Consider the following 23,477-nt stretch of genomic DNA (forward strand, 5'->3'; position numbering starts at 1 on the left):
CTTCATGTGTGAGGGGCCCATCCTCGCGGCACAGCCCCCGCGAGGGGAGGGATTTCATTCCCAGCGGAAGAGCCGCGCGGCGGCGCCCAGACCGAGTACGGCCCAGCCCGCCAGTACGGCTGCGTCGCCCCACGGGAGGGCGCCGCCGTGCTGGAGGACCTCGCGCAGCCCGTCGGACAGGGCCGAAATGGGCAGCAGCCCCAGCACGGACTGCACGGCGTCCGGGAACCTGTCCAGCGGCACGATCACCCCGCCGCCGACCAGCAGCAGCAGGAAGACCAGGTTGGCGGCGGCCAGGGTCGCCTCGGCCTTGAGGGTGCCCGCCATCAGCAGTCCGAGTCCGGAGAAGGCCGCGGTGCCCAGCAGGATGAGCGCGGCGACCGACAGCGGGTCACCCTGCGGGGACCAGCCCAGCGCGAGGGCGATCACCGTCAGCAGGGCGATCTGCAGCACCTCGGTGACCAGCACCGACAGGGTTTTGGCGGCCATCAGGGCCCAGCGCGGCAGGGGGGAGGCCCCGAGCCGCTTGAGGACCCCGTAGCGGCGGTCGAAGCCGGTGGCGATGGCCTGGCCGGTGAAGGCGGTGGACATCACGGCGAGCGCCAGGATCCCGGGCGCGAGGAAGTCCACGGACTTCCCGCTGCCCCCCTCGTCGACGGGCACGGTCACGATGTCCACGGCGGAGAAGAGGGTCAGCAGCAGCGCCGGGATGATCACGGTCAGCAGCAGCTGCTCCCCGTTGCGCAGCAGCATCCTGGTCTCCAGGGCCGTCTGCGCGAGGATCATGCGGGACACGGGCGCGGCCCCCGGGCGGGGGGTGAACGTACCGGCGCTCATGCGCGCAGCTCCTTGCCTGTCAGTTCGAGGAAGACGTCCTCGAGGGTGTGCCGCTCGACCGTGAGGCTGTTCGGCATCACACCGTGCTGCGCGCACCAGGAGGCGACGGTGGCCAGCAGCTGGGGGTGGACGTCGCCGGTGACCCGGTAGACGCCCGCGGTGAGCTCGGCGGCCTCGGTGCCGTCGGGCAGTGCCTTCAGCAGCGAGGCGAGGTCGAGGGAGGGGCGGCCGGTGAAGCGCAGGGTGTTCTCGGCGCCGCCCCGGCACAGCTGCTCGGGACTGCCGTGGACGATGACCCGGCCCGCGTCCACGATGGCGACCTCGTCCGCGAGCTGCTCGGCCTCGTCCATGTGGTGGGTGGTGAGGACGACGGTGACCCCGTCGGCGCGCAGTTCCCGTACGAGGTCCCAGGTCGCGCGGCGGGCCTGCGGGTCCAGGCCGGCGGTGGGCTCGTCCAGGAAGACCAGCTCGGGGCGGCCGACGACGGCCATGGCCAGGGCGAGGCGCTGCTGCTGGCCGCCGGAGAGCCGGCGGTAGGGGGTGCGGCCGCAGCCGCCGAGTCCGAGGCGTTCCACCAGGGTGTCGACATCGAGCGGGTCGGCGTACAGCTTGGCCATGTGGCGCAGCATCTCGACGGCGCGGGCTCCGGAGTAGACGCCTCCGGACTGCAGCATCACGCCGATCCGCGGGCGCAGGGCCTCGGCCCGGGCGACCGGGTCGAGGCCGAGGACGCGGACGGTGCCGGCGTCGGGGCGGTGGTAGCCCTCGCAGGTCTCCACCGTGGTCGTCTTGCCCGCGCCGTTGGGACCGAGGACCGCGGTGACGGAGCCGCTCCGGACGGTGAGGTCCAGGCCGTCCACCGCGGTCTTGGTGCCGTACCGCTTCACCAGTCCGCGGATCTCCACGGCGGGGTCGTTGCTCATGGGGGGTGAGTCTACGGAGCTGTGGGAGGGGTCGTGGGTCCCGGGGTCGGGGCCCCTTCCTCTCCCCTTCCACTCCGCTTCCTCCGCGCGGGATGCGAACACGGCCTCGCGAATACGGTTCTTTTTCAGTCTTCCGGCCCTGGGCGCACCGGCGTCTTTCGGTGATCTTTTCCGAATCCGGGGGTACGCCGTGCCGGGGTGCGTCCGAGGCGTAGGAGCGCTGGTGGGAGCCGTGTGCGGGGCCCTCGGGGGTGTTCGGGAGGATTGCGGAGTACTGCCCTCCAAATAACTCTCCGTCGATAAATTAGGTAACCCTTAGTGATGGAGACCACCAGGAGTGGCGTCCGTCACGGCTTGTCCCTGCTCGGTTATTTACGCAACAATGGCGTTGTGAAATACGGCGAACGGCAGATCGACACCCCTCAGGGGGAGCTCGGCACCGGGGAGCGGTCAACCCGCAACCGGGTGGCGCGCTCGATCCTGGACCACGGTCCGTCCACCGTCGCCGACCTCGCCCAGCGCCTCGGCCTCACCCAGGCCGCCGTCCGCCGCCACCTCGACACGCTCGTCACCGACGACGTGGTCGAACCCCGTGAGCAGCGTGTGTACGGCGCGCGTACCCGGGGTCGGCCCGCCAAGGTCTTCGCGCTCACCGACTGCGGCCGCGACTCCTTCGACCAGTCCTACGACACGCTCGCCGCGGACGCCCTGCGCTGGATCGCGCAGTCCGTCGGCGGCGGCGAGCAGGGCGAGGTGGCCGTCGCCGCCTTCGCCAGGGCACGGATGGAAGCGCAGGCGCAGACCTACCGGGAGGCCGTCGAGGCAGCCGCCCCGCAGGAGCGCGCGGAGGCCCTTGCCAAGGCGTTGACCGCGGACGGGTACGCTGCTACGGCGAAGAGCGCTCCCGGTCCGCACAGCGGTGAACAGCTCTGCCAGCACCACTGCCCGGTCGCGCACGTCGCCGAGCAGTTCCCGCAGCTCTGCGAGGCGGAGACCGAGGTCTTCTCCCGCCTGCTCGGGACCCATGTGCAGCGCCTCGCCACGATCGCCCACGGCGACGGGGTGTGCACGACGTTCATTCCGCGTAGCGCGAGCACCACACAGACCGACACATCAGTATCTGCAAGTACGGCCGGGAGGAACCCCGCATGACCACGGAGATCGCTCACCCTGAGCTCGATGGCCTGGGCACCTACGAATACGGCTGGGCCGACTCCGACGCGGCCGGCGCCGCTGCCAAGCGGGGTCTCTCCGAGGATGTCGTCCGCGACATCTCGGCGAAGAAGTCCGAGCCGGAGTGGATGCTGAAGCTCCGCCTCAAGGGCCTGAAGCTGTTCGACAAGAAGCCCATGCCGAACTGGGGTTCCGACCTCTCGGGCATCGACTTCGACAACATCAAGTACTTCGTGCGTTCCACCGAGAAGCAGGCCGCTTCGTGGGAGGACCTGCCCGAGGACATCAAGAACACGTACGACAAGCTCGGCATCCCGGAGGCGGAGAAGCAGCGCCTCGTCGCCGGTGTCGCGGCCCAGTACGAGTCCGAGGTCGTCTACCACCAGATCCGTGAGGACCTGGAGGAGCAGGGCGTCATCTTCCTCGACACGGACACCGCGCTCAAGGAGCACCCGGAGCTCTTCCAGGAGTACTTCGGAACGGTCATCCCGGTCGGCGACAACAAGTTCGCGTCGCTGAACACCGCGGTGTGGTCCGGCGGCTCCTTCATCTACGTCCCCAAGGGCGTGAAGGTCGACATCCCGCTCCAGGCCTACTTCCGTATCAACACGGAGAACATGGGCCAGTTCGAGCGGACGCTGATCATCGTCGACGAGGACGCCTACGTCCACTACGTCGAGGGCTGCACCGCCCCGATCTACTCCTCGGACTCGCTGCACAGCGCCGTGGTCGAGATCATCGTCAAGAAGGGCGGCCGCTGCCGCTACACGACGATCCAGAACTGGTCGAACAACGTCTACAACCTGGTCACCAAGCGCGCCGTGGCGTACGAGGGCGCGACCATGGAGTGGATCGACGGCAACATCGGTTCCAAGGTCACCATGAAGTACCCGGCCGTCTACCTGATGGGCGAGCACGCCAAGGGCGAGACCCTGTCCATCGCCTTCGCGGGCGAGGGCCAGCACCAGGACGCCGGCTCCAAGATGGTGCACATGGCGCCGCACACCTCCTCGAACATCGTCTCCAAGTCGGTGGCACGAGGCGGCGGCCGGACCTCCTACCGAGGCCTGGTCGAGATCGGCGAGGGCGCCCACGGTGCGAAGTCCAACGTGCTGTGCGACGCGCTCCTGGTCGACACCATCTCCCGCTCGGACACGTACCCCTACGTGGACGTGCGCGAGGACGACGTCTCCATGGGCCACGAGGCCACGGTCTCCAAGGTCTCCGACGACCAGCTCTTCTACCTGATGAGCCGCGGCCTGACGGAGTTCGAGGCAATGGCCATGATCGTGCGCGGCTTCGTCGAGCCCATCGCGCGCGAGCTGCCCATGGAGTACGCCCTCGAGCTGAACCGGCTGATCGAGCTGCAGATGGAGGGTTCGGTCGGCTAGTTCCGGCCGCCCGAGTCCCGCAGACATTCTTTGACGTAGGAAGAGAGCACGAAGACAGCCATGGCTGAGGCTCAGAACATTCCGGCGGGTTCGACCACCGCCGGCGCGATCGCGGTGGCCGCCGAGTCCACCGTCGCCACCCGGATGAGTGCGCCCCCGTCCTTCGACGTGGCGGACTTCCCGGTCCCGAACGGCCGCGAGGAGGAGTGGCGGTTCACCCCGCTCGCCCGCCTCAAGGGTCTGCACGACGGCACCGCGGTCGCCAACGGCAGCATGAAGGCCCAGATCGACGCGCCCGAGGGCGTCACGGTCGAGTCGGTGGACCGCGGTGACGCGCGCATCGGCAAGGCCGGCATCCCGGTGGACCGGATCGCCGCCCAGGCGTTCTCCTCCTTCGCCAAGGCCACGGTCGTCACCGTGCCCAAGGAGACGGTCCTCACCGAGCCGGTGCGCCTGGCGCTGCACGGCGAGGGCGGTACCACCTTCGGTCACACCGTCTTCGACGTACAGGCCTTCGCCGAGGCCGTCGTCGTCATCGACCACACCGGTGACGGCGTGCGCGCCGCCAACGTCGAGTTCCTGGTCGGCGACGGCGCCAAGCTCACCGTCGTGTCCGTGCAGGACTGGGACGACACCGCCGTCCACTGCTCGCAGCACAACACGCTGGTCGGCCGCGACGCGACCTTCAAGTCGATCGTGATCACCTTCGGCGGCGACCTCGTCCGCATCCACCCGCGCGTGAGCTACGCCGGCCCCGGCGGCGAGGCCGAGCTCTTCGGCCTGTACTTCACCGACGCCGGCCAGCACCAGGAGCACCGCCTCCTGGTCACGCACGACGCCCCGCACTGCAAGTCGAACGTGGTCTACAAGGGCGCGCTCCAGGGCCAGGACGCCCACGCCGTCTGGATCGGTGACGTGCTCATCGAGAAGAGCGCCGAGGGCACCGACACCTACGAGATGAACCGCAACCTCGTCCTCACGGACGGTGCGCGGGTCGACTCGGTGCCGAACCTCGAGATCGAGACCGGCGAGATCGTCGGCGCCGGCCACGCCTCCGCGACCGGCCGCTTCGACGACGAGCAGCTCTTCTACCTGCAGGCCCGTGGCATCCCGGCCGACGAGGCCCGCCGCCTGGTCGTCCGCGGCTTCTTCGCGGAGCTCGTCCAGCAGATCGGTGTCGACGACATCGAGGAGCGCCTGCTCACCAAGATCGAGACCGAGCTCCAGGGTTCCGTCTGATGAATTACGTCAAGGCCTGTGCGCTCAGCGAGCTGGAGGAGGACACCCCGAAGCGGGTGGAACTCGACGGCACGCCGGTGTCCATCGTCTCCACCGAGGGGGAGGTGTTCGCGATCAACGACATCTGCTCGCACGCGAACGTCTCGCTCTCGGAGGGCGAGGTCGAAGACTGCATGATCGAGTGCTGGCTGCACGGGTCGGCCTTCGACCTGCGCACCGGCAAGCCCTCGGGTCTGCCTGCGACGCGCCCCGTACCCGTATACCCCGTAAAGATCGAAGGGGACGACGTGTTCGTCTCCCTCACCCAGGAGTCCTGAGGTATCCATGGCAACGCTTGAAATCCACGACCTGCACGTCTCCGTCGAGGCCGAGAACGGCGCCCGCGAGATCCTCAAGGGCGTCGACCTCACCGTCAAGCAGGGTGAGACGCACGCCATCATGGGTCCGAACGGCTCCGGCAAGTCCACCCTGGCGTACTCGCTCGCCGGTCACCCGAAGTACACCATCACCGGTGGCACCGTGACCCTCGACGGCGAGGACGTCCTGGAGATGTCCGTCGACGAGCGCGCCCGCGCCGGCGTCTTCCTCGCGATGCAGTACCCGGTCGAGGTCCCCGGTGTCTCGGTCTCCAACTTCCTGCGCACGTCGGCCACCGCCATCCGCGGCGAGGCGCCGAAGCTGCGTACCTGGGTGAAGGAGGTCAAGTCCGCGATGGAGCAGCTCCAGATGGACCCGGCCTTCGCCGAGCGCAACGTCAACGAGGGCTTCTCCGGTGGTGAGAAGAAGCGCCACGAGATCCTCCAGCTGGAGCTCCTCAAGCCGAAGATCGCGATCCTCGACGAGACCGACTCCGGCCTCGACGTCGACGCGCTGCGCCAGGTCTCCGAGGGCGTCAACCGCGTCCGCGCGACCGGTGAGGTCGGCACGCTGCTGATCACGCACTACACGCGGATCCTCCGCTACATCAAGCCCGACTTCGTCCACGTCTTCTCGGAAGGCCGCATCGTCGAGTCCGGCGGCGCCGAGCTCGCCGACAAGCTGGAGGCGGAAGGCTACGAGTCGTACAGCACGAAGGGTGGCGCGACCGCGTGACACAGCTGCCTGGCCTCCTCGACATCGAGGCGATCCGCAAGGACTTCCCCCTGCTGGATCGTGTGGTCCACGACGGGAAGAAGATCGTTTACCTGGACAACGCGGCAACCTCCCAGAAGCCGCGCCAGGTGCTCGACGCGCTGAACGAGTACTACGAGCAGCACAACGCCAACGTCCACCGTGGCGTGCACGTGCTCGCCGAGGAGGCCACGGCGCTGTACGAGGGCGCCCGCGACAAGGTCGCCGCCTTCATCAACGCGCCGAGCCGCGACGAGGTGATCTTCACCAAGAACGCCTCGGAGTCGCTCAACCTGGTCGCGAACATGCTCGGCTGGGCGGACGAGCCCTACCGGGTCGACCGCGAGACCGAGATCGCCATCACGGAGATGGAGCACCACTCCAACATCGTGCCGTGGCAGCTGCTCTCGCAGCGCACCGGCGCCAAGCTGAAGTGGTTCGGCCTCACCGACGACGGCCGGCTCGACCTGTCCAACATCGAAGAGGTCATCACGGAGAAGACGAAGATCGTCTCCTTCACGCTGGTCTCCAACATCATGGGCACGGTCAACCCGGTCGAGGCGATCGTCCGGCGCGCCCAGGACGTCGGCGCCCTCGTGCTGATCGACGCCTCCCAGGCCGCCCCGCACATGCCGCTCGACGTGCAGGCGCTCGGCGCCGACTTCGTGGCCTTCACCGGCCACAAGATGTGCGGTCCGACCGGCATCGGCGTCCTCTGGGGCCGCCAGGAGCTCCTGGAGGACCTGCCCCCGTTCCTCGGTGGCGGCGAGATGATCGAGACCGTGTCGATGCACGCCTCGACCTACGCCCCGGCGCCCCACAAGTTCGAGGCCGGTACGCCCCCGATCGCCCAGGCCGTCGGCCTCGGCGCGGCCGTGGACTACCTGACCGCGATCGGCATGGACAAGATCGCCGCGCACGAGCACGCGATCACGGAGTACGCGATCAAGCGCCTCGCCGAGGTGCCCGACCTGCGGATCATCGGGCCCACCACGGCCGAGGACCGCGGCGCCGCGATCTCCTTCGTGCTGGGCGACATCCACCCGCACGACGTCGGCCAGGTGCTGGACGAGCAGGGCATCGCGGTCCGCGTGGGACACCACTGCGCGCGCCCCGTCTGCCTGCGCTACGGAATTCCTGCGACGACGCGAGCGTCTTTCTACCTGTACTCCTCTCCGGCCGAGGTCGACGCGCTGATCGACGGGCTGGAGCACGTACGGAACTTCTTCGGCTGACGGACGAGGCGACGAGGACGCAGTGAAGCTGGATTCGATGTACCAGGAACTGATCCTGGACCACTACAAGCACCCGCACGGGCGTGGCCTGCGCGACGGCGACGCCGAGGTGCACCACGTCAATCCGACGTGCGGTGACGAGATCACGCTGCGCGTGAAGTACGACGGCGAGACGCTGACCGACGTCTCCTACGAGGGCCAGGGCTGCTCGATCAGCCAGGCCAGCGCGTCCGTACTGAACGAGCTGCTCGTGGGCAAGGAACTGGCCGAGGCGCAGAAGATCCAGGCAGTCTTCCTGGAGATGATGCAGTCCAAGGGCAAGATCGAGCCCGACGAGGCCATGGAGGAGGTGCTGGAGGACGCGGTCGCGTTCGTCGGCGTCTCCAAGTACCCGGCTCGCGTGAAGTGTGCTCTGCTGAGCTGGATGGCGTGGAAGGACGCGACGGCCCAGGCTCTGGGCGGCGCGGAGAGGAAGACGGCATGACCGAGAACGCGACGCCCGAGGCGTCGATCAAGCCGGCCACCGAGGAGGAGGTCCGCGAGGCCCTCTACGACGTGGTCGACCCCGAGCTGGGCATCGACGTTGTCAACCTGGGCCTGATCTACGGCATCCACATCGACGACGCGAACATCGCCACCCTCGACATGACGCTGACGTCGGCGGCCTGCCCGCTGACGGACGTCATCGAGGACCAGGCGAAGTCGGCGACGGACGGCATCGTGAGCGAGCTCCGGATCAACTGGGTCTGGATGCCGCCGTGGGGCCCGGACAAGATCACGGACGACGGCCGCGAGCAGCTCCGCGCACTCGGCTTCAACGTCTGAGCGGTTTGAACGAGGAAGGGCCCCCGGCATCGTGCCGGGGGCCCTTCCTCGTGTCCGCAGGGCGGCCCGTCGGGCCGCTCAGTCGTCCGTCGGCCTGTCGGGCGGCGTGTCCGCGGGCGGTTCCGCGGGCGTGGGCACGGGGCCGGTGCCGGTGCCGGGGGCCTGCGCGGCGAGTTCGGCGAGGAGGGTCTGGGCGAGGTTCTCGCGCCGGATCCGCTGGTCCACGTACAGCAGATTGCTGAAGAGCTGGGTGTACCCGATCTGGAACATCTGGCTCACGCCGCCGCCGACCATGATGCACAGGATGCCGAACACGAGGGCGACGATCATGCCCGTCGACGGGTCGGCCCCCTCGGCTCCCTCGCCCGCCTCGGCCATGAGGGGGATCATCCCGAACGTGCCGACGAGCTGGAAGGGCATCTGGATCATGTAGGCGATGCTCATCGCGATCATGCTGCCGACCAGGGTGATGCCGAAGATCCGCCACCAGTCGCCCTTGACCAGCGCGGCCGAGCGGCGCAGCGCGGTGACGGGGGCGGCCTTCTCCATGACCGCCACGGCGGGGGCCAGGCTGAGCCGGGTGCCGAGCCAGACGGACACCGCGATGGCGGGCAGCAGGAGCACGGGCAGGAGGATCAGGGCCGCGGGTGACGGGTCGTCGCCGGCGACGGAGACGACCATCACCGGAATCCACACCGCCATGGCGGCGAGCACGGGAGCGCCCGCGATCAGCCCCGTGAGCAGCAGCGCGCCCAGGACGGAGGGAGTCCGCCGCAGGGTCGTGCGCCACATCGCGCGGAAGGTGGTGGGCCGGCCGAGGACCGCCTGCTGGAGGACCGCCGGGCACACAGCGGTGAGCACGGCCATGCTCAGCAGCCCCACGGCGAACAGCAGCACGAACAGCGTGACGCCCGCGACGATGACCGGGGTGAGGTGCTCGGTTGCCGGGTCCTGCCCGTAGGGCGGGTCGAAGACCGGCTCGATGTGGTCGTACACCGCGGCGACGGCGATGCCCGCCAACAGGGCCATGACCAGCAGACACAGGCCCAGCACGGCGAGCATCACACCGGCGAGCTGCTTCCAGTAGCGGCCGAACGTGGCGAAGGAGGCGCTCACGACCTCCCCGAGGCCCAGCGGCTTGAGCGGCACCACTCCGGGCTGCGGTGGTGGCGGCGGGGCCCATCCTCCCCACTGCGGCGCGCCACCCGGGCCGCCCGGCCCGTGTGCCCCCGTGGATCCCCACCCTGTGTTCTGTGTCATGCGTGTGCTCCGTCTTCTCGTTCCCCCGACGAGGGCACACCGTATATCAGCATGTCAGGAGCATGGCAGTCGATTGATCTGGATGTGTACGGCCGTACGCATCGATGTGTACAGTTGTACGCATGCCCTACGTCATGCTTGCCGCGGCCATCGCCGCCGAGGTCGCCGGAACCACCGCGATGAAGTACAGCGACGGCTTCACGAAGCTGTGGCCGTCGCTGGGCACCCTGCTCGGCTACGTCATCGCCTTCACCCTGCTCGCGCAGACGCTGAAGTCGATGTCGGTCGGCACGGCGTACGCCATATGGGCGGGCGTCGGCACCGCCGCGATCGCCGCCATAGGCATGGTGTTCCTGGGGGAGGCGGCCACCGCCGCCAAGATCGCCGGGATCGTCCTGGTGATCGCAGGAGTGGTCCTGCTGAATCTCGGCGGGGCCCACTGATGCCCTCCGGCGCGCGGCGCTACGACCCGGACCGGCGTCAGCGGATCATCGACGCGGCGATCAGGGTGGTGGGCGACCGGGGCATCGCCGGGCTGAGCCACCGCAGCGTGGCCGCGGAGGCCGACGTACCGCTCGGGTCGACGACCTACCACTTCAAGACGCTGGACGACCTGCTGGTCGCCGCGCTGCACCAGGCCAATGAAGGCTTCGCGCAGGCGGTGGCCCGCTCGGCCGCGCTGGCCGACCCGGACGCGGATCTCGCGGCGGCCCTGGCCCGCCTGCTCGGGGAGTTCCTGACGGCGGACCGGGGCCGGGTGGAGCTGGAGTACGAGCTCTACCTCGCGGCCCTGCGCCGCCCTGCGCTTCGGCCGGTGGCGGCGGCGTGGTGCGAGGCGGTCGCGGCGGCGCTGACCCCGCGGACCGACCCGGTGACTGCGCGGGCGCTGGTGGCCGCCATGGACGGGATCGGCCTGCAGGTCCTGCTGACGGACGCCGCGTACGACGAGGGGTACGCCCGCGAGGTCCTGCGGCGGATCCTGCGTCAGGACTGAGCCGGCCCCGCGGCAGCGGCATCCCCTGAGGCAGCGGCATCCCCCGCAGCAGCGGCGTCCCCGGTGTCCCCGGCATCTCCGGCGCCCCCGGCGGCGGTCCGGACGGCCGCGAGAGCCGTCTGCACGCTCGCCTCGATGTCCTGGATCGGGTAGATCACCTCGCGGACCGTGCGTTCGCGGTCGATGACCAGCGTCAGCCGCTTGATCCGGCTCGTGCCGGCCGTGCGGAAGGTCGGCAGGCGCAGCGCGGTCGTCAGCGTCAGGTCCGCGTCGGACAGCAGCGGGAACCGCAGCCGCTCCTGCTCCGCGAACTCCCGCTGCTCGTCCGGGCGCTGGGCCGATACGCCGTGCACGGTGGCGCCGGCCGCGGTGAACTCGGCGAGCTGGTCGCGGTACGTGCACGACTCGAACGTACAGCCCTTGGCGCCCGGGATCCCGGCCCAGCCGGGCGGGTAGGACTCGGTGCGCGCGTACGCGCCCGGGAAGCAGTACAGGACCGTGAACGGGGTGTCCGCCACCGGGTCGCGCAGCTCGCCGAAGCGGTCCGGCATCAGCAGCGGGGGCACCCGTGTTCCGCGCAGCGCGTGCACCCGCGCCGCCTCGCGCGAGGCCTCGTCGGTCGTCGCCGTCATTTCTCCGTCTCCCAGGACCCAGGTGTCTCCCCAGTCCTGGAGGGCCACCAGGACGGGCAGCAGCCCCCGCCCGCGCGGGGTCAGCCGGTATTCGTGCCGCACCGGACGTTCCTGGTACGGCTCGCGCGACAGCACCCCGGCCTCGACGAGCAGCTTCAGCCGCTCCGCCAGCACCTTGCGGGACATCCCCAGCTCGTGCTGGAACTCGTCGAAGCGGCTCAGGCCGCGCGCGGCGTCGCGCACGATCAGCAGCGTCCACCAGTCGCCCACCACGTCGAGGGCCTGGGCGATGGCGCAGTCCGCGTCGCCGAGGTGTGTGCGCTGGGCCATGGCACTCCTTTGTCCGTTGACCCCAAGGCTGCCATGCTGACATAGTCAGTTCCTAAAGGGAACTTACTCGATGGATGTAGGGGGACACGGGTGTGCTGCAGGGGTTCAAGGACATACCGAGGGTTGTGTGGCTGCTGGCTGCGGGGGTCTTCGTCAACGCCGTCGTCAGCTTCACCTTCGTCTTCGTCTTCCTGTACCTGACCGGTCCGCGCGGCCTCGGGGCCGCCCAGGCGGGCCTGGTCGTCGGCATCGGCGGCGTCGGGTTGATCGCCGGCAACTTCACCGGCGGCTGGTACGGCGACCGCTTCGGACACCGCCGGGTGCTGCTCACCGCCGCCACCCTCGGCGGCATCGCCCTGGTGGCGCTCCCGCTGCTGCCCACCCCGCTGCTGTACGCGGCCCTGCCGGTGGCCCAGTACGCCTCCGGCGTGATCCGGGCCGCCAACTCCGCGCTGGTCGCGGTCGCCGTCCCGGAGGGGGCCCGCCGCCAGGCCTTCGCCCTCGTACGCTGCGTCTCCAACGGAGGATTCACCCTCGGGCCGCCGCTGGGCGCCCTGGTCGCCACCGGCCTCTCCTACGACTGGCTCTTCGTCGGCGACGGCATCGGCACGCTCCTCTTCGCCGTCTGGACCGCGCGGGTCGTCCCGGCCCGCGGCGTTTCCCGCGTACCCGCCGTGGCCCAGGACGGGGGTCCGGGCCACGGCGAACAGAGCCTTTGGCGCGAACTGCGCGCCCGCCCCGCCGTGCTGGTGCTGCTCGGCGCGATCCTGGTGACCGACGTCGTCTACCGCCAGCAGTACTCCACCTTCCCGGCCTTCCTCGCCGACCACGGCCTGGACGCGCGCGTCTTCGGGCTCGTCATCGCCCTGAACGGAGGGGTGATCCTGCTGCTGGAACTGCCCGCCGCCGTAGCCCTGCGCGAGCGGCCGGCCCTGCCGGTCATCGGCACCGGGATGGTGCTCGTCGGGGCCGGGTACGCGGCGCTGTTGCTCGGGGCCGGGATCGGGAGCGCCGTGGCGATGATGATCCTGCTGAGCCTCGGCGAGATCCTCTACAAGACCACCGCCACGGCCTACATGGCCGACCAGGCGCCCGAGCGTGCCATCGGACGGTTCCAGAGCCTGTACGCGGGCGTGTCGGTCAGCGGGGTCGTCCTCGGGCCGCCGATCGGCGGAGCCCTGTACTCCGCCGCGCCCGGGCTGCTGTGGCCGCTGTGCGCGGTGCTGGCGGCGGGCGCGGGCGCCACGTTGCTGGGGGCGTACGCGCGGCAGGCCCGGCGGGCGGCGCGACCCGTGCGACCGGCACATGAGACCGGTTCGCAACCGAAGGCGGTCGCCGGTTAGGTTTCGGATATGACTGCTACGCGTACCACCGGCGCCGTCGCCGCCGGACTTGCCACCATCACCGCCGACGGCACCGTCCTCGACACCTGGTTCCCCGCCCCCGAGCTGGTCGCCGAGCCCGGCCCGGCCGGTACCGAGCGCCTCACCGCCGACCGGGCCGTGGAGCTGCTCGGCTCCGCCGCGGCCAAGGCGATCCGCACGGACGCGGTCCGAGGCGTCGAGGTCGTAGCCGTCCGCACGGTGATCTCCTCCCTGGAGGACAAGCCGCTGGACGCGCACGACGCGTACCTGCGCCTGCACCTGCTGAGCCACCGCCTGGTCAAGCCGCACGGCCAGAACCTCGACGGCGTCTTCGGCCTGCTGACCAACGTCGCCTGGACCTCGCTGGGCCCGGTCGCGGTCGACCAGGTCGAGACCGTCCGCCTCAACGCGCGCGCCGAGGGCCTGCACCTCCAGGTCACCTCGATCGACAAGTTCCCGCGGATGACGGACTACGTCGCCCCCAAGGGCGTGCGCATCGCCGACGCGGACCGCGTCCGCCTCGGCGCGCACCTCGCCGAGGGCACCACCGTCATGCACGAGGGCTTCGTCAACTTCAACGCCGGCACCCTCGGCACCTCCATGGTCGAGGGCCGCATCTCCGCGGGCGTCGTGGTCGGCGACGGCTCCGACATCGGCGGCGGCGCCTCCACCATGGGCACCCTCTCGGGCGGCGGCAAGCAGATCATCTCGATCGGCGCGCGCACCCTGATCGGCGCCGAGGCGGGCGTGGGCATCGCACTGGGCGACGAGTGCGTCGTCGAGGCCGGCCTCTACGTGACCGCGGGCACCCGCGTGACGCTGCCGGACGGCCAGATCGTCAAGGCGCTGGAGCTGTCCGGCGCCAACAACATCCTCTTCCGCCGCAACTCGGTCACCGGCGCCGTCGAGGCCCGCCCGTACAAGGCGGCCTGGGGCGGCCTGAACGAGGTCCTGCACAGCCACAACTGACGCCGCACCGCGTCGAAGAGCGTCCTCCCGCGGCAGGGGAGGGCGCTCTTCGCGCTCCCCGGTCCGCGGGGCGCCGCCCGTCAAGGTGCCGAGGCCCTCGACGCGGTCAGTTCAGGGGGATCGTGCGGACCAGGCCGGCGAAGGCCTGCTTCTCCGCCTCCGTCAGTTCCACCGACTCCAGCGGGTGCGCGGCAGAGCCGCGCTGGGCCGGAATCATCGGAAGGCCCTCGGCGGCCGCGGGCTCCGGCTGGTGGAAGCGGCTGTCCCGCCGCATGTGACCGAGGCCGGTGACCCAGACGATCGCGGCCACGAGCAGGACGGCGAGGCCGATTTCCTGAGCGAGGGAGATGGAGGGGATCACGAGCATCCTCCGAAGTGCGGTCGGTACGAGCCGGTACAAGATCGGGCGTGAAAATACTCAACACCACAACCGGTCGATTCGGTAGGGATGTGCCGAGCGTCACACCAGGGCCGAAAGGCCCCACCTTGCCCGAGAGGGGCCCGTTACGGCGCGAGGTGCAGCTTGAAGCCCTCGTGGCTGCGGGCGAAGCCCAGCCGCTCGTAGAACCGGTGTGCGGCCGTCCGCCGCTTGCTGCTGGTCAGCTGGATCAGGCCGCAGCCGCGCTCGCGGGCCCGCTCGGCGGCCAGCCGCATCAGCTCGGCGCCGAGTCCGGCGCCTCGCCGGTCCGCCCGGATCCGTACGGCTTCCACCAGCGCCCGCTCCAGTCCGTTCTGGCCCAGGCCCGGGATGTACGTCAGCTGGAGGCAGCCGAGGACGACCCCGCCGGCGCCGACGGCGCCGTCCGCCCGGCCCGTTCCCTCCGCCCCGCCCGCCCTGTCCGCCCCGTCCGTGAGGATCAGCATCTCGTTGCGCGGGTCCGCCGTGATCGCGGCGAAGGCACGCTCGTGCGCCTCGCCGACCACGATCGAGGCCGGGTTGACGACCGACTCCTCGTCCGCGAGCAGGGCGAGTACGGCGGGCAGGTCCTGGCGCGTGGCCTCACGGAAGATCATGGCCGGAATTGTGGCAGGGGGTCCGGCCCGGACGGCGGTCGGACCCCCTGCGGCTTCGAGCCCCTGGGTGCTACGGGCGGAAGCGGATCACCTGCGGGTCGTGGTCGCTGTTCTGCGCCGCGAACTCCGCGTTGATGTGCACGCTGTCGTACGTGAACTTCTTGATCGCCGGGCTGGTCAGGATCTGGTCCAGCACCTGCGCGTTGCCCTGGTAGACGTACGAGTACCGCTCCGCCTTCGGCAGCGACTTGATCGCCGGGTACAGCGCGCCGCCGTCCGCCAGCGCGTCCGTCGTCGCCGAGAACTCGAAGTCGTTGATGTCGCCGAGGACCAGGACGTTGGCGTTCTTCTCCTCCGCCAGGATCTGCTTCACGAAGCCGTTCACGGCCTGCGCCTGCAGCAGTCGCTTGGCCTCCGAGGAGCGGACCGGCGGCTGGTGGTGCGAGGTCAGGCCCTCGTCGCCGCCCTTGGAGCCGAAGTGGTTGGCGATCACGAAGACCGTCTTGCCGCGGAAGACGAACTCACCGGCGAGCGGCTTGCGGCTGTCCGCCCACGCCGGGTTGGCGGGGTCGATGCGGCCGGGGGAGTGGGTCAGGGCGGCCTTGCCGTTCACCTTGGTCACGCCGGTCGCGGTCACCGCGTCACCCGGGGCGCGCTCGGTGAAGGAGACCCGCGCCGGGTTGAAGAGGAACACCTGGCGGATGTTGCCGCCGGGCTCGCCGCCGTCCTTCTTGTCCTCCGGGTTGACGGTCCGCCACTGGTAGGCCGGGCCGCCGGCGGCCGAGATGGCCGCGGTGAACTTGGTGAGGGTCTGCTCGGCCGAGACGGTGCCGTCGTTCTTGGCGCCGTTGTCGTCCTGGATCTCCTCCAGGGCGAGGATGTCGGGGGTGGCCAGGTTCTCGACGACGGCCTTCGCCAGCGCGTCGAACTTCTCCTGCGGGTCGGTCGGGTCGAGGTTCTCGACGTTGTACGTGGCCACCGCGAGCTCCTGCTCGACCTGCGGCTTGGTCTTCTCGGGGGCGAGGGTGCCCGCCTTGACGGTGCCGAGGGTACGGGCCACCAGCGTGTAGCCGCCGAACTGGTTGAAGTCCAGCGGGCCTTCGGTGGTGCCGGTCAGCTTGTCGCCGACGTTGGCCACCGGGAAGGGCTGCTGCGCGACGGGCGCGAGCTGCTGGATCTGGAGGCGGCCGGTGTTCTGGGACTCGTAGGAGCCGTAGACGGTGCCACCGCGCTTGGCGGTGTTCTCCCAGCCCTTCACCGTGACCCACAGCTCCGAGTACGGGTCGGTGGCGCCGACCACGCGGGAGGTGCCGATCTTGACGTTCATGCCCTCCAGCGACTCGTAGTGGTCCAGGGCGTAGCGCGAGGGCTCCAGGGTCAGACCGTTGATGCTGCCGCCGGCGGCCGGGTCACCGGCCGGGGTGTACTCGGCGGGCACCGTGTACTCGTTGACCGCGGTGGCCTCGGGCAGCGCGTTGCCGGAGGAGGCCACGGTCACCGTCGGCTTGGAGATCTGGGTGACCGACTGGTTGCCGGAGTTCAGACCGCCGGGGATGTACTCACCGACGGTGCCGGAGACCTTGACCGCGTCGCCCACGGCGACGGTCGGGACCGAGTTGGTGAAGACGAAGACGCCCTCGCTGGTGGCGTCGTTGTCGTCGGCGTCCGGGTCCTGGATCCAGAAGCCGCGCGAGCCGTACGTACGGACGCCCGTCACGATGCCCTCGACATCGGTGACCTGCTTGCCGTTGAGCGGGGATATCCGGGTGGTGCCCTGAATGTCGTGGATGCGTATCGGATCGGCGGACACGGCGCCTTCGGCCGCGTCGGCGGAGCCCGCGAGCAGGCCGGTGGCCAGTGCGGTGGCGACGAGGGCCGCGACGGCGGCGGAACGGGGATGCGAGGAGCGCATGGGCAGGAACTCCGGTGTGGGAGAGGGGAAGGAGGGGGCGCGGCAGTGAGATCTGCGGGTGACGTGCCGCTCCCGATACATCTACGCGCGTCAATTTCCTGTGTGGCCAGCAAAGTTGTCAAGCCCTCCAGGGAATACGACAGCTGACTGTGGGATGAACCAAAGGGGATGACCCGCCGGAGGCGCCCGAAATGCGTCTACGCTGGAGCGCCGTACGGAGGCACATCTGTCATCTGCGCCACATCCGGCATGCCCGCACCACCCGTCATGTCGGCCATGTCATCGAAATCCGGGCGCACCTGACGGTCCGGCCGCCGCACGGCCCCGTGTCACCAACGCCACACCCCGATCGGCCCCCGTCCCACCCCCGCCAGGTCCCGTCCCACCCCCCGCCAGGTCCCTTCCCAGCCCGTCCCACCGCGTCCGCGAGGAGAAACCGCCCCATGTCCGCAGACTCGCACCCCACGCTGCCGCCGGTCCGGCTGCACTCCGATGCGGAACTGGCCGGCGACGCCCTCGGAGCCCCGCTGTTCGCGCGCGCCGTTCGGCTCGCCCGCTGGGCCGGACCCGACACCCGCGTGGGTGTCGGCGGAGAGCTCGCCCGCGACCAGCTGCCCGAGGCCGCCGCGGTGCTGGGTCTGGACGCCGCCGACGCGGACTGCGCCGGGTACGCGAGCCAGGCCTGGCGCGTGGCCGTGGACACCGGACTGGTGGACGTGACCGAGCCGGAGGACGACGGCAACGAGAGCGACGCGGACGGTGCGGACGGCGGGGAGGAGCGGTTCGGGACGGCCGCGCCCGGTGAGGACCTCGCGCTCGTGACGAGCGGTGCGCCCGGCGACGTACTCGACCTCTGGCTGGCGGCCCTGGACACCGTGCTCGCCGACGCGGCCGTGCCCGACCTGGACGACCTCGTCGACGCGCTGGACGCGGGCGGCGAGATCGACTTCGACCGGCTGGACTGGAACCCGGGGCGCGAGGCGGACTTCCTCGACGGGGTCCTCGCCAACCTCTACCTGCTCACCGTCACCGAGGGCGGAGCCCCGGAGGGGCCGATTCCGCTGCCGGTGCTCGCCGCGTCGATGGTCGTGCCCGACGACATGGGTGAGCCGACCGATGCCGTGCTGGAGCAGGTCTCGGACGCGATGATGCGCCTCGACGACCAGTTCCGGCAGCTGGAGCCGATCGGACTGGTGCAGTTCCGGCCCGTGGACGAGGAGCTGATGGCGGAGGTCGACGGCTCCCTCGACCCGGAGACCGGCGGCGGTGCCGGCGGCACGGGCGGTACCGGCGAGGTGGACGACGAGGACGTCTCCCGCTACGGGATGGTCCGCCTGACCCCGCTCGGCCTGTACGGGATCAGGGCCCGGATGCTGGAGGCCGGGGTGGACGCCCCCGCTGTCGGCGAACTGGCCGAGAAGGGCGCCGACGTATTGCTCGACGCCGTCTCCCTCTACTCCGAGAACGCGGCCCAGGCCGAGATCGAGCAGTGGCTGGCGGGCCGGGAACAGCTCGCCGCGGCCGCCGAACTGCTGGCCGCCGCCCGCGGGGACGACGAGGGCGGCCCGCTGCGCCGCCTGCGCTGCCAGCAGGCCCTGGCGCCGGCCGGACCGGAGGCGGAGCCCGCGGTGCGCTCGGTGCTGGACGACCCGGAGCTGGGCGGGCTGGCCAGGGTCTGGCTGGCGGAGCGCGGGGTGAGCGACGTACCGGCGCCGGACCAGGAGATGGTGTTCTGGCTGACCGTCGACACGATCGCGGCGCAGCTCGCCGCGGACGGGGAGACGGAGGAGCTGCCGCTCCTGATGGAGACCCTGACCGCCCATCACACGGGGTTCTTCGAGCAGGTGTGGCGGGTGGAGCACCCGGCGACGGTGTACGTCCTGGAGGCGATGGGCCGGCTGCACCCGGACCGGAAGGCGGCGAAGGAGGCCCGCAAGGCCGCGTTCAAGGCCCGCTCCCGCCGCCCGGCCTAGGTCGTCTCTTTCGGATCCTGCCGGGCCGGCGGCGCCCGGCACCGCGCCCGGCCGTGTTGTCGGGGCGCCCGAGTACGTCCAGTACACGGGCGCACCTCCGCCTTGCCGGGCACGGCACCGGACGCCGCGGGCTCGGCCGACAGGATCCGAAAGAGACGACCCGGCCGGGGCCCCGGCCCAGCAGTCGGCCCGAGATCCCCGGCAGACACAATGGGCGCCATGGACTCAGGACTTGCCGCACTGCTGGGCGCCGCCGTCGGATCCGCCACCACGCTCGGTGCCGCGATCGTGAACGGCCGTGTGCAGGCACGGTCCCAGCACGCCCAGTGGAGCCGCCAGCACCGCCGCGACGCATACGCCGGCTACCTCGGCGCGCTCCACGACCGCGACATCGCCATGGACGCCGTACTCGACGCGCTGCGTGCGGACGCACCCGACCTGCCCGACCTCGACGAGAAGACGGGCCGCTTCGTCACGCTGGCCCGCGAGGTCCACCGCGCCGCCGAAATCGTCATCCTCGAAGGGCCCGCCCCCCTCGCGGAGGCCGCCGAACGCGTCACCCATGCCTCCGGCGATCTCGCGCGCGTCATGCGACGGATGGCCGAGGACGCCCGCGCCGGAGACACCACGCGCAAGGCCGAGGACACCGCCCTCGCCGCCGAACGACAGCGAGTCCTCTACCGAGCGGTCAAGGACTTCCGCCTCGCGGCCCGCGGAGCCATCGGCAGGACCGACTGACGCGCAGACCCTCCGTCCGGGGGACCCGCGGAACCCGGGGCTCCGGGGAGGGTGGCGACAATGCGCCGTTCCTGGGGGCGGAGTTGGCCATTCCGGGGTAGGGCAAGGGGTCGGTTCCTCTTGGTGGGTAGTTCAGCCGCCGTTCACGTGCGGGCGAGAGCGTGTGCGCCGACGACCGCACGACAGGCGCACCACCTCCCCACCCCTGGAGCACCGATGCCGCTCAGCCGTAGAGACTTCACCGCTCGCACCGTCATCGCCGGCGCGGGAGTCGCGCTCACCGGAACGGTCGGAGCCCTCGCCACCGCCCCCGGGGCCCTCGCCGCCGAGGACGGCACGGCCCGCGACGAGCACGGCCGGCCCTGCGAGCCCGGCTACGGCCCCCTCGTGCCGGACCCGAACAAAATCCTCGCCCTCCCCGCAGGGTTCACGTACCGCGTGATCACGCACAGCGGCGTCACCAAGCTGGACTCCGGCGAGAGCACCCCGTCCAACCACGACGGGACCGCCGCCTTCGAGGGACATCGCGGAGTCACCCTCCTCGTCAACAACCACGAGCTCAAGGGCAGGCGCGAGGGCTGGGCCCACCCCGTCCCGCTCACCGAGGGCCTGGTCTACGACCCGGCCGCGGCCGGCGGCTGCACGGTCGTCGAGGTCCGTCGCGGCGGCGAGGTCGCCGAATGGGTGGGCATCGCCGGTACGTCGACCAACTGCGCGGGCGGCGCGACCCCCTGGGACACCTGGCTGACCTGCGAGGAGAATTCGGACCTCGCCGGCAAGAACGGCATGACCAAGGACCACGGCTACGTCTTCGAGGTCGACCCGCACGACCGGCGAGCCAACCGCGACCCGCGGCCGATCAAGGCTTTCGGGCGCTACGACCACGAGGCCGTGGTCATCGACCCGCGCCAGGGCCACGCCTACCTGACCGAGGACGCCTCCGGCCCCAACGGGCTGCTCTACCGCTGGACCCCGCCCAGCGGCTTCCGCCACGGGCGCGGCAGGCTCCGTACGCTCGCGGCCGACGCCGGTGTGCTCCAGGCGGCCAAGTGCATCGACAGCTCCGGCCGGTTCGTCGACGACCTCTCGCGCGCCACGAGGATCGGCACCGTCTACGGCGTCGACTGGGTGGACGTGACCGACCGCGACGCCCGGACCGTGCCGGTGCGCAAGCAGTTCGCGGACGGAGTGGTGACGCGCGGGCGCAAGCTGGAGGGCATGTGGTGGGCGGACGGCGGCGCGTACTTCGTCTCCTCCTACGCCCGTGAGGAGAGCCCGGGCGCGGCCCACGACGGCCAGGTCTGGTTCTACGACCCCAAGCGGCGCACGGTCCGGCTCACCGTCCTCATCGGGGTCAACGCCGACCCGTCCGTGGACGGGGGCTACGACGGCCCCGACAACATCACCGTGTCCCCGTACGGCGGCCTGATCATCGCGGAGGACGGCTCGGGACTGCAGCACCTGTTCGGCGCGACGGTGTCGGGCCGCACCTACCCGCTGGCGCGCAACGAGCTGAACAACGGGTCGGCCGAGGAGCCGGAGTACTCCGAATTCACGGGCGTCTGCTTCTCCCCGGACGGGCGCACGCTGTACGCCAACATCCAGGACCCGGGCATCATGCTGGCCATCACCGGGCCGTGGCGGCGCGCGCACTGACGGCTGCGCTGCTACGCCCGAGGCCCGCGCCTCACTGGGCCGGGGAAACCTCCGCGCGGGAGGCCTCGGCCCACTCGGCGAGGAGGAACTCGTACGCCTCCGAGGGCCAGTCGCCGTCCACCCGGGTCTCCACAAGGTGCCGTATCGCCTCGTTCGCCTCGGCGGCGGACGGGCGGGCGGGCCCCGCGGGTGTGAAGGTCTCGTGCATGCTTCCAAGGCTACGGGCGGGCACTGACAGCCACCTACGGATTACGCGTGGCATCCATCACCCGCAATCCGTGGCGGCGGCCGTATGTGCCCGCCCACCTGCTCAGAGTGCCTGCGCGGCGGGCTTCACCATGCCGCGCACTGTGCGCGACTTCACAAAGTCACCCATGGCAGTCATCTCCCACTCGCCGGAGAACTGCTTGATCAGCTTGGCCATCATCACTCCGGTCTGGGGCTCGGCGCCCGTCAGGTCGAAGCGCACCAGCTCCTCGCCGCTCGCCGCGTCGATCAGCCGGCAGTAGGCCTTGGCCACTTCGGTGAACTTCTGGCCGGAGAAGGAGTTGACCGTGAAGACCAGGCCGGTGGCGTCGGCGGGGATCCGGCCGAGGTCCACGACGATCACCTCGTCGTCACCCGCGCCCTCACCGGTGAGGTTGTCACCGGAGTGCTTGATGGCGCCGCCGAGGATGGACAGCTTGCCGAAGTAGCAGCTGTCGATGTGGTTGCGCTGGGGACCGTATGCGATGACGGAGGCATCGAGGTCGATGTCCTTGCCGCGGAACGCGGGCTCCCAGCCGAGGCCCATCTTGACCTGGGAGAGCAGCGGGCGGCCGCCCTTGACCAGGGAGACGGTCTGGTTCTTCTGGAGGCTGACCCGGCCCTTGTCGAGGTTGATCTTTCCGGCGCCGGGCGCGGCGGCCGGGGGTGCGGCGGGCGCGGCCGGGGCCGGCGCGGGAGCCGCCGGCGTCGTGGGGCCGCCGAGCCAGGGGGAGGCCGGGTACGAGGCCGGCGCGGCCGGGGGTGCGGGCGGCGCCGGGGCCACCGGGGCCGCGGGCGGGGCCACGGCCTGGGGCGGCGCGGGCTCCTCCTCCACGGAGACCCCGAAGTCGGTGGCGATGCCCGCGAGGCCGTTCGCATACCCCTGGCCGACCGCGCGCACCTTCCACACGCCGCCGCGCACGTAGATCTCGACGACGACGAGCGCGGTCTCCGTGCCCAGCTGCGGCGGGGTGAAGGCGGCGATCACCGCGCCGCCGTCGGCGTTGCGCACGGTGGCGGTGGGCTCGATGCCCTGGAAGGTCTGCCCGGCGGCGTCGGGGCTGGCCGTGACCACGATCCGCTCGATGCCCGGGGGCACCGCGCCGGTGTCCACGGTGATCGAGTCCGGCGTCGAACCGCCGCCGGACCGGTAGCCGACACCGGGCCCGGTGGGCTGGTTGAAGAAGATGAAGTCGGCGTCGGAGCGCACCTTGCCGTCCGCCGTGAGGAGCAGGGCCGATACGTCGAGCCGTACCGGCGCAGCCACGTCGACCGTCACGCGGACGGCATTGAGCGGCAGGTTGGATCCAGGGGTCATAGCGGTCATGCCCGGAGAACGACCGGAGGGGCTTTGCCGTTCCCTTACCCTCGCGGGATATTCGGGATATTCAGCGCTGATCACGCGGTTGGCGGTGCGCCTGTGCGCGCCGCCGGTTGCGCGGGTGGCTGCGGGCGAGGCGCTCGTTGCCGAACTTGTACGCGCCCGTCCGGCGGGCCGTCACCGGCTGCGCGTGGCCGGACTCCACCTCGGCGAGGAACTTCTCGGCCCGGTCTCCCCGCAGGACGGCCGCGGTGCGGCCCCGGTGGGTGATGACGACGGAGTCGTCCCGGTGGCGTTGGTACGTGAACCCCTGCGGCTTCGGCATGCGGCGGAGC

General features: G+C 70.8%; 25 protein-coding genes. 15 read left to right on the forward strand and 10 right to left on the reverse strand.

Translation table 11 applies throughout. The annotated features are described in order from the left end of the window. Positions 1 to 54 precede the first annotated feature (54 nt). Complete coding sequence (locus tag OG373_RS29135) at positions 55 to 837, reverse strand: ABC transporter permease (protein WP_405441285.1); 783 nt, start codon at positions 835 to 837, stop codon at positions 55 to 57. Then, complete coding sequence (locus tag OG373_RS29140) at positions 834 to 1,760, reverse strand: ABC transporter ATP-binding protein (protein WP_405441286.1); 927 nt, start codon at positions 1,758 to 1,760, stop codon at positions 834 to 836. The genes OG373_RS29135 and OG373_RS29140 overlap by 4 nt, the downstream gene beginning before the upstream one ends. 390 nt (positions 1,761 to 2,150) lie before the next feature. On the opposite strand from OG373_RS29140, the gene OG373_RS29145 reads away from it, so the two are divergent. Genes OG373_RS29145 through OG373_RS29180 form a run of 8 tightly spaced genes read left to right on the forward strand, consistent with a single transcriptional unit; the run spans position 2,151 to position 8,733 of the window. After that, positions 2,151 to 2,912: a helix-turn-helix transcriptional regulator gene (locus tag OG373_RS29145; protein WP_397735295.1), complete on the forward strand. Its 762-nt coding sequence runs from the start codon at positions 2,151 to 2,153 to the stop codon at positions 2,910 to 2,912. Further along, complete coding sequence (gene sufB / locus OG373_RS29150; protein WP_405441288.1) at positions 2,909 to 4,324, forward strand: Fe-S cluster assembly protein SufB; 1,416 nt, start codon at positions 2,909 to 2,911, stop codon at positions 4,322 to 4,324. The genes OG373_RS29145 and sufB overlap by 4 nt, the downstream gene beginning before the upstream one ends. A 60-nt stretch (positions 4,325 to 4,384) precedes the next feature. Continuing rightward, positions 4,385 to 5,563: a Fe-S cluster assembly protein SufD gene (gene sufD, locus OG373_RS29155; protein ID WP_405441289.1), complete on the forward strand. Its 1,179-nt coding sequence runs from the start codon at positions 4,385 to 4,387 to the stop codon at positions 5,561 to 5,563. After that, a complete protein-coding gene (locus OG373_RS29160; protein WP_052874919.1) occupies positions 5,563 to 5,880 on the forward strand; it encodes a bifunctional 3-phenylpropionate/cinnamic acid dioxygenase ferredoxin subunit in 318 nt (105 codons plus the stop codon). Before sufD ends, OG373_RS29160 begins: the two co-directional genes overlap by 1 nt. Before the next feature lie 7 nt (positions 5,881 to 5,887). Further along, entirely contained in the window at positions 5,888 to 6,655 is a 768-nt protein-coding gene (gene sufC, locus OG373_RS29165) for a Fe-S cluster assembly ATPase SufC (protein WP_007263436.1), read from the forward strand. Then, positions 6,652 to 7,908, forward strand: a complete 1,257-nt coding sequence (locus tag OG373_RS29170) for a cysteine desulfurase (RefSeq protein ID WP_030009137.1) — start codon at positions 6,652 to 6,654, stop codon at positions 7,906 to 7,908. Before sufC ends, OG373_RS29170 begins: the two co-directional genes overlap by 4 nt. A gap of 22 nt (positions 7,909 to 7,930) precedes the next feature. Then, positions 7,931 to 8,392 (forward strand): Fe-S cluster assembly sulfur transfer protein SufU, encoded by a 462-nt coding sequence (sufU, locus tag OG373_RS29175; protein WP_030009138.1) that lies wholly within the window; start codon positions 7,931 to 7,933, stop codon positions 8,390 to 8,392. Then, entirely contained in the window at positions 8,389 to 8,733 is a 345-nt protein-coding gene (locus tag OG373_RS29180) for a metal-sulfur cluster assembly factor (RefSeq protein WP_030009139.1), read from the forward strand. The genes sufU and OG373_RS29180 overlap by 4 nt, the downstream gene beginning before the upstream one ends. A gap of 78 nt (positions 8,734 to 8,811) precedes the next feature. Here OG373_RS29180 and OG373_RS29185 read toward each other — a convergent pair whose 3' ends face one another. Further along, entirely contained in the window at positions 8,812 to 9,993 is a 1,182-nt protein-coding gene (locus OG373_RS29185) for a hypothetical protein (protein WP_405441292.1), read from the reverse strand. Positions 9,994 to 10,115: 122 nt separating this feature from the next. On the opposite strand from OG373_RS29185, the gene OG373_RS29190 reads away from it, so the two are divergent. Both OG373_RS29190 and OG373_RS29195 read left to right on the forward strand, forming a co-directional pair. Then, positions 10,116 to 10,436: a DMT family transporter gene (locus OG373_RS29190; RefSeq protein WP_397738244.1), complete on the forward strand. Its 321-nt coding sequence runs from the start codon at positions 10,116 to 10,118 to the stop codon at positions 10,434 to 10,436. Next, positions 10,436 to 10,987 carry a TetR/AcrR family transcriptional regulator gene (locus tag OG373_RS29195; protein ID WP_405441293.1) on the forward strand — a complete coding sequence of 184 codons (552 nt, stop codon included), beginning with the start codon at positions 10,436 to 10,438 and terminating at the stop codon, positions 10,985 to 10,987. The genes OG373_RS29190 and OG373_RS29195 overlap by 1 nt, the downstream gene beginning before the upstream one ends. Here the strand turns inward: OG373_RS29195 and OG373_RS29200 are convergent. Then, the gene (locus OG373_RS29200) at positions 10,978 to 11,949 is read right to left on the reverse strand and encodes a winged helix-turn-helix transcriptional regulator (protein ID WP_405441295.1); all 972 of its coding nucleotides are present in this window, start codon (positions 11,947 to 11,949) and stop codon (positions 10,978 to 10,980) included. The genes OG373_RS29195 and OG373_RS29200 overlap by 10 nt on opposite strands. 95 nt (positions 11,950 to 12,044) lie before the next feature. On the opposite strand from OG373_RS29200, the gene OG373_RS29205 reads away from it, so the two are divergent. Together OG373_RS29205 and dapD are read left to right on the forward strand one after the other, a co-directional pair. After that, positions 12,045 to 13,292, forward strand: a complete 1,248-nt coding sequence (locus OG373_RS29205) for an MFS transporter (protein WP_405444243.1) — start codon at positions 12,045 to 12,047, stop codon at positions 13,290 to 13,292. A 9-nt stretch (positions 13,293 to 13,301) separates the two neighbouring features. Next, entirely contained in the window at positions 13,302 to 14,282 is a 981-nt protein-coding gene (gene dapD / locus OG373_RS29210; RefSeq protein ID WP_405441296.1) for a 2,3,4,5-tetrahydropyridine-2,6-dicarboxylate N-succinyltransferase, read from the forward strand. Between the two features lie 106 nt (positions 14,283 to 14,388). Here the strand turns inward: dapD and OG373_RS29215 are convergent, their stop codons facing one another. The 3 genes from OG373_RS29215 to OG373_RS29225 form a co-directional block, all read right to left on the reverse strand. Beyond that, on the reverse strand, positions 14,389 to 14,649 hold the full coding sequence (locus OG373_RS29215) for a hypothetical protein (protein ID WP_405441297.1): 261 nt from the start codon (positions 14,647 to 14,649) through the stop codon (positions 14,389 to 14,391). A gap of 137 nt (positions 14,650 to 14,786) precedes the next feature. Further along, positions 14,787 to 15,296 carry a GNAT family N-acetyltransferase gene (locus tag OG373_RS29220; RefSeq protein WP_405441298.1) on the reverse strand — a complete coding sequence of 170 codons (510 nt, stop codon included), beginning with the start codon at positions 15,294 to 15,296 and terminating at the stop codon, positions 14,787 to 14,789. Positions 15,297 to 15,366: 70 nt separating this feature from the next. Then, positions 15,367 to 17,208 (reverse strand): endonuclease/exonuclease/phosphatase family protein, encoded by a 1,842-nt coding sequence (locus tag OG373_RS29225; protein ID WP_405441299.1) that lies wholly within the window; start codon positions 17,206 to 17,208, stop codon positions 15,367 to 15,369. 443 nt (positions 17,209 to 17,651) lie between these two features. On the opposite strand from OG373_RS29225, the gene OG373_RS29230 reads away from it, so the two are divergent. The 3 genes from OG373_RS29230 to OG373_RS29240 all read left to right on the forward strand — a co-directional run bounded on the left by OG373_RS29230 (position 17,652) and on the right by OG373_RS29240 (position 21,575). Then, positions 17,652 to 19,181 (forward strand): hypothetical protein, encoded by a 1,530-nt coding sequence (locus tag OG373_RS29230; protein ID WP_405441300.1) that lies wholly within the window; start codon positions 17,652 to 17,654, stop codon positions 19,179 to 19,181. 219 nt (positions 19,182 to 19,400) lie between these two features. Beyond that, positions 19,401 to 19,919, forward strand: coding sequence for a proline dehydrogenase (locus OG373_RS29235; RefSeq protein WP_405441302.1), 519 nt, complete (start codon positions 19,401 to 19,403; stop codon positions 19,917 to 19,919). A gap of 216 nt (positions 19,920 to 20,135) precedes the next feature. Beyond that, positions 20,136 to 21,575, forward strand: a complete 1,440-nt coding sequence (locus OG373_RS29240; RefSeq protein WP_405441303.1) for an alkaline phosphatase PhoX — start codon at positions 20,136 to 20,138, stop codon at positions 21,573 to 21,575. 31 nt (positions 21,576 to 21,606) lie between these two features. On the opposite strand, the gene OG373_RS29245 is transcribed toward OG373_RS29240, so the two are convergent. The 3 genes from OG373_RS29245 to OG373_RS29255 all read right to left on the reverse strand — a co-directional run bounded on the left by OG373_RS29245 (position 21,607) and on the right by OG373_RS29255 (position 23,467). Next, entirely contained in the window at positions 21,607 to 21,783 is a 177-nt protein-coding gene (locus OG373_RS29245; protein ID WP_405441304.1) for a hypothetical protein, read from the reverse strand. A gap of 102 nt (positions 21,784 to 21,885) precedes the next feature. After that, positions 21,886 to 23,148: a TerD family protein gene (locus OG373_RS29250; RefSeq protein WP_405441305.1), complete on the reverse strand. Its 1,263-nt coding sequence runs from the start codon at positions 23,146 to 23,148 to the stop codon at positions 21,886 to 21,888. A gap of 61 nt (positions 23,149 to 23,209) precedes the next feature. Beyond that, entirely contained in the window at positions 23,210 to 23,467 is a 258-nt protein-coding gene (locus OG373_RS29255; RefSeq protein WP_405441307.1) for a hypothetical protein, read from the reverse strand. Positions 23,468 to 23,477 lie beyond the last annotated feature (10 nt).

Source organism: Streptomyces avidinii, assembly GCF_045161815.1.
Classification (GTDB): Bacteria; Actinomycetota; Actinomycetes; order Streptomycetales; family Streptomycetaceae; genus Streptomyces; species Streptomyces avidinii.

Coding starts and splice junctions, on each gene's coding strand:
- OG373_RS29135 (WP_405441285.1), bottom strand. CDS start 837: ATGAGCGCCGGTACGTTCACCCCCCGCCCGGGGGCCGCGCCCGTGTCC.
- OG373_RS29140 (WP_405441286.1), bottom strand. CDS start 1,760: ATGAGCAACGACCCCGCCGTGGAGATCCGCGGACTGGTGAAGCGGTAC.
- sufB (WP_405441288.1), top strand. CDS start 2,909: ATGACCACGGAGATCGCTCACCCTGAGCTCGATGGCCTGGGCACCTAC.
- sufD (WP_405441289.1), top strand. CDS start 4,385: ATGGCTGAGGCTCAGAACATTCCGGCGGGTTCGACCACCGCCGGCGCG.
- OG373_RS29160 (WP_052874919.1), top strand. CDS start 5,563: ATGAATTACGTCAAGGCCTGTGCGCTCAGCGAGCTGGAGGAGGACACC.
- sufC (WP_007263436.1), top strand. CDS start 5,888: ATGGCAACGCTTGAAATCCACGACCTGCACGTCTCCGTCGAGGCCGAG.
- OG373_RS29180 (WP_030009139.1), top strand. CDS start 8,389: ATGACCGAGAACGCGACGCCCGAGGCGTCGATCAAGCCGGCCACCGAG.
- OG373_RS29185 (WP_405441292.1), bottom strand. CDS start 9,993: ATGACACAGAACACAGGGTGGGGATCCACGGGGGCACACGGGCCGGGC.
- OG373_RS29190 (WP_397738244.1), top strand. CDS start 10,116: ATGCCCTACGTCATGCTTGCCGCGGCCATCGCCGCCGAGGTCGCCGGA.
- OG373_RS29195 (WP_405441293.1), top strand. CDS start 10,436: ATGCCCTCCGGCGCGCGGCGCTACGACCCGGACCGGCGTCAGCGGATC.
- OG373_RS29200 (WP_405441295.1), bottom strand. CDS start 11,949: ATGGCCCAGCGCACACACCTCGGCGACGCGGACTGCGCCATCGCCCAG.
- dapD (WP_405441296.1), top strand. CDS start 13,302: ATGACTGCTACGCGTACCACCGGCGCCGTCGCCGCCGGACTTGCCACC.
- OG373_RS29215 (WP_405441297.1), bottom strand. CDS start 14,649: ATGCTCGTGATCCCCTCCATCTCCCTCGCTCAGGAAATCGGCCTCGCC.
- OG373_RS29220 (WP_405441298.1), bottom strand. CDS start 15,296: ATGATCTTCCGTGAGGCCACGCGCCAGGACCTGCCCGCCGTACTCGCC.
- OG373_RS29225 (WP_405441299.1), bottom strand. CDS start 17,208: ATGCGCTCCTCGCATCCCCGTTCCGCCGCCGTCGCGGCCCTCGTCGCC.
- OG373_RS29230 (WP_405441300.1), top strand. CDS start 17,652: ATGTCCGCAGACTCGCACCCCACGCTGCCGCCGGTCCGGCTGCACTCC.
- OG373_RS29235 (WP_405441302.1), top strand. CDS start 19,401: ATGGACTCAGGACTTGCCGCACTGCTGGGCGCCGCCGTCGGATCCGCC.
- OG373_RS29240 (WP_405441303.1), top strand. CDS start 20,136: ATGCCGCTCAGCCGTAGAGACTTCACCGCTCGCACCGTCATCGCCGGC.
- OG373_RS29245 (WP_405441304.1), bottom strand. CDS start 21,783: ATGCACGAGACCTTCACACCCGCGGGGCCCGCCCGCCCGTCCGCCGCC.
- OG373_RS29250 (WP_405441305.1), bottom strand. CDS start 23,148: ATGACCGCTATGACCCCTGGATCCAACCTGCCGCTCAATGCCGTCCGC.
- OG373_RS29255 (WP_405441307.1), bottom strand. CDS start 23,467: ATGCCGAAGCCGCAGGGGTTCACGTACCAACGCCACCGGGACGACTCC.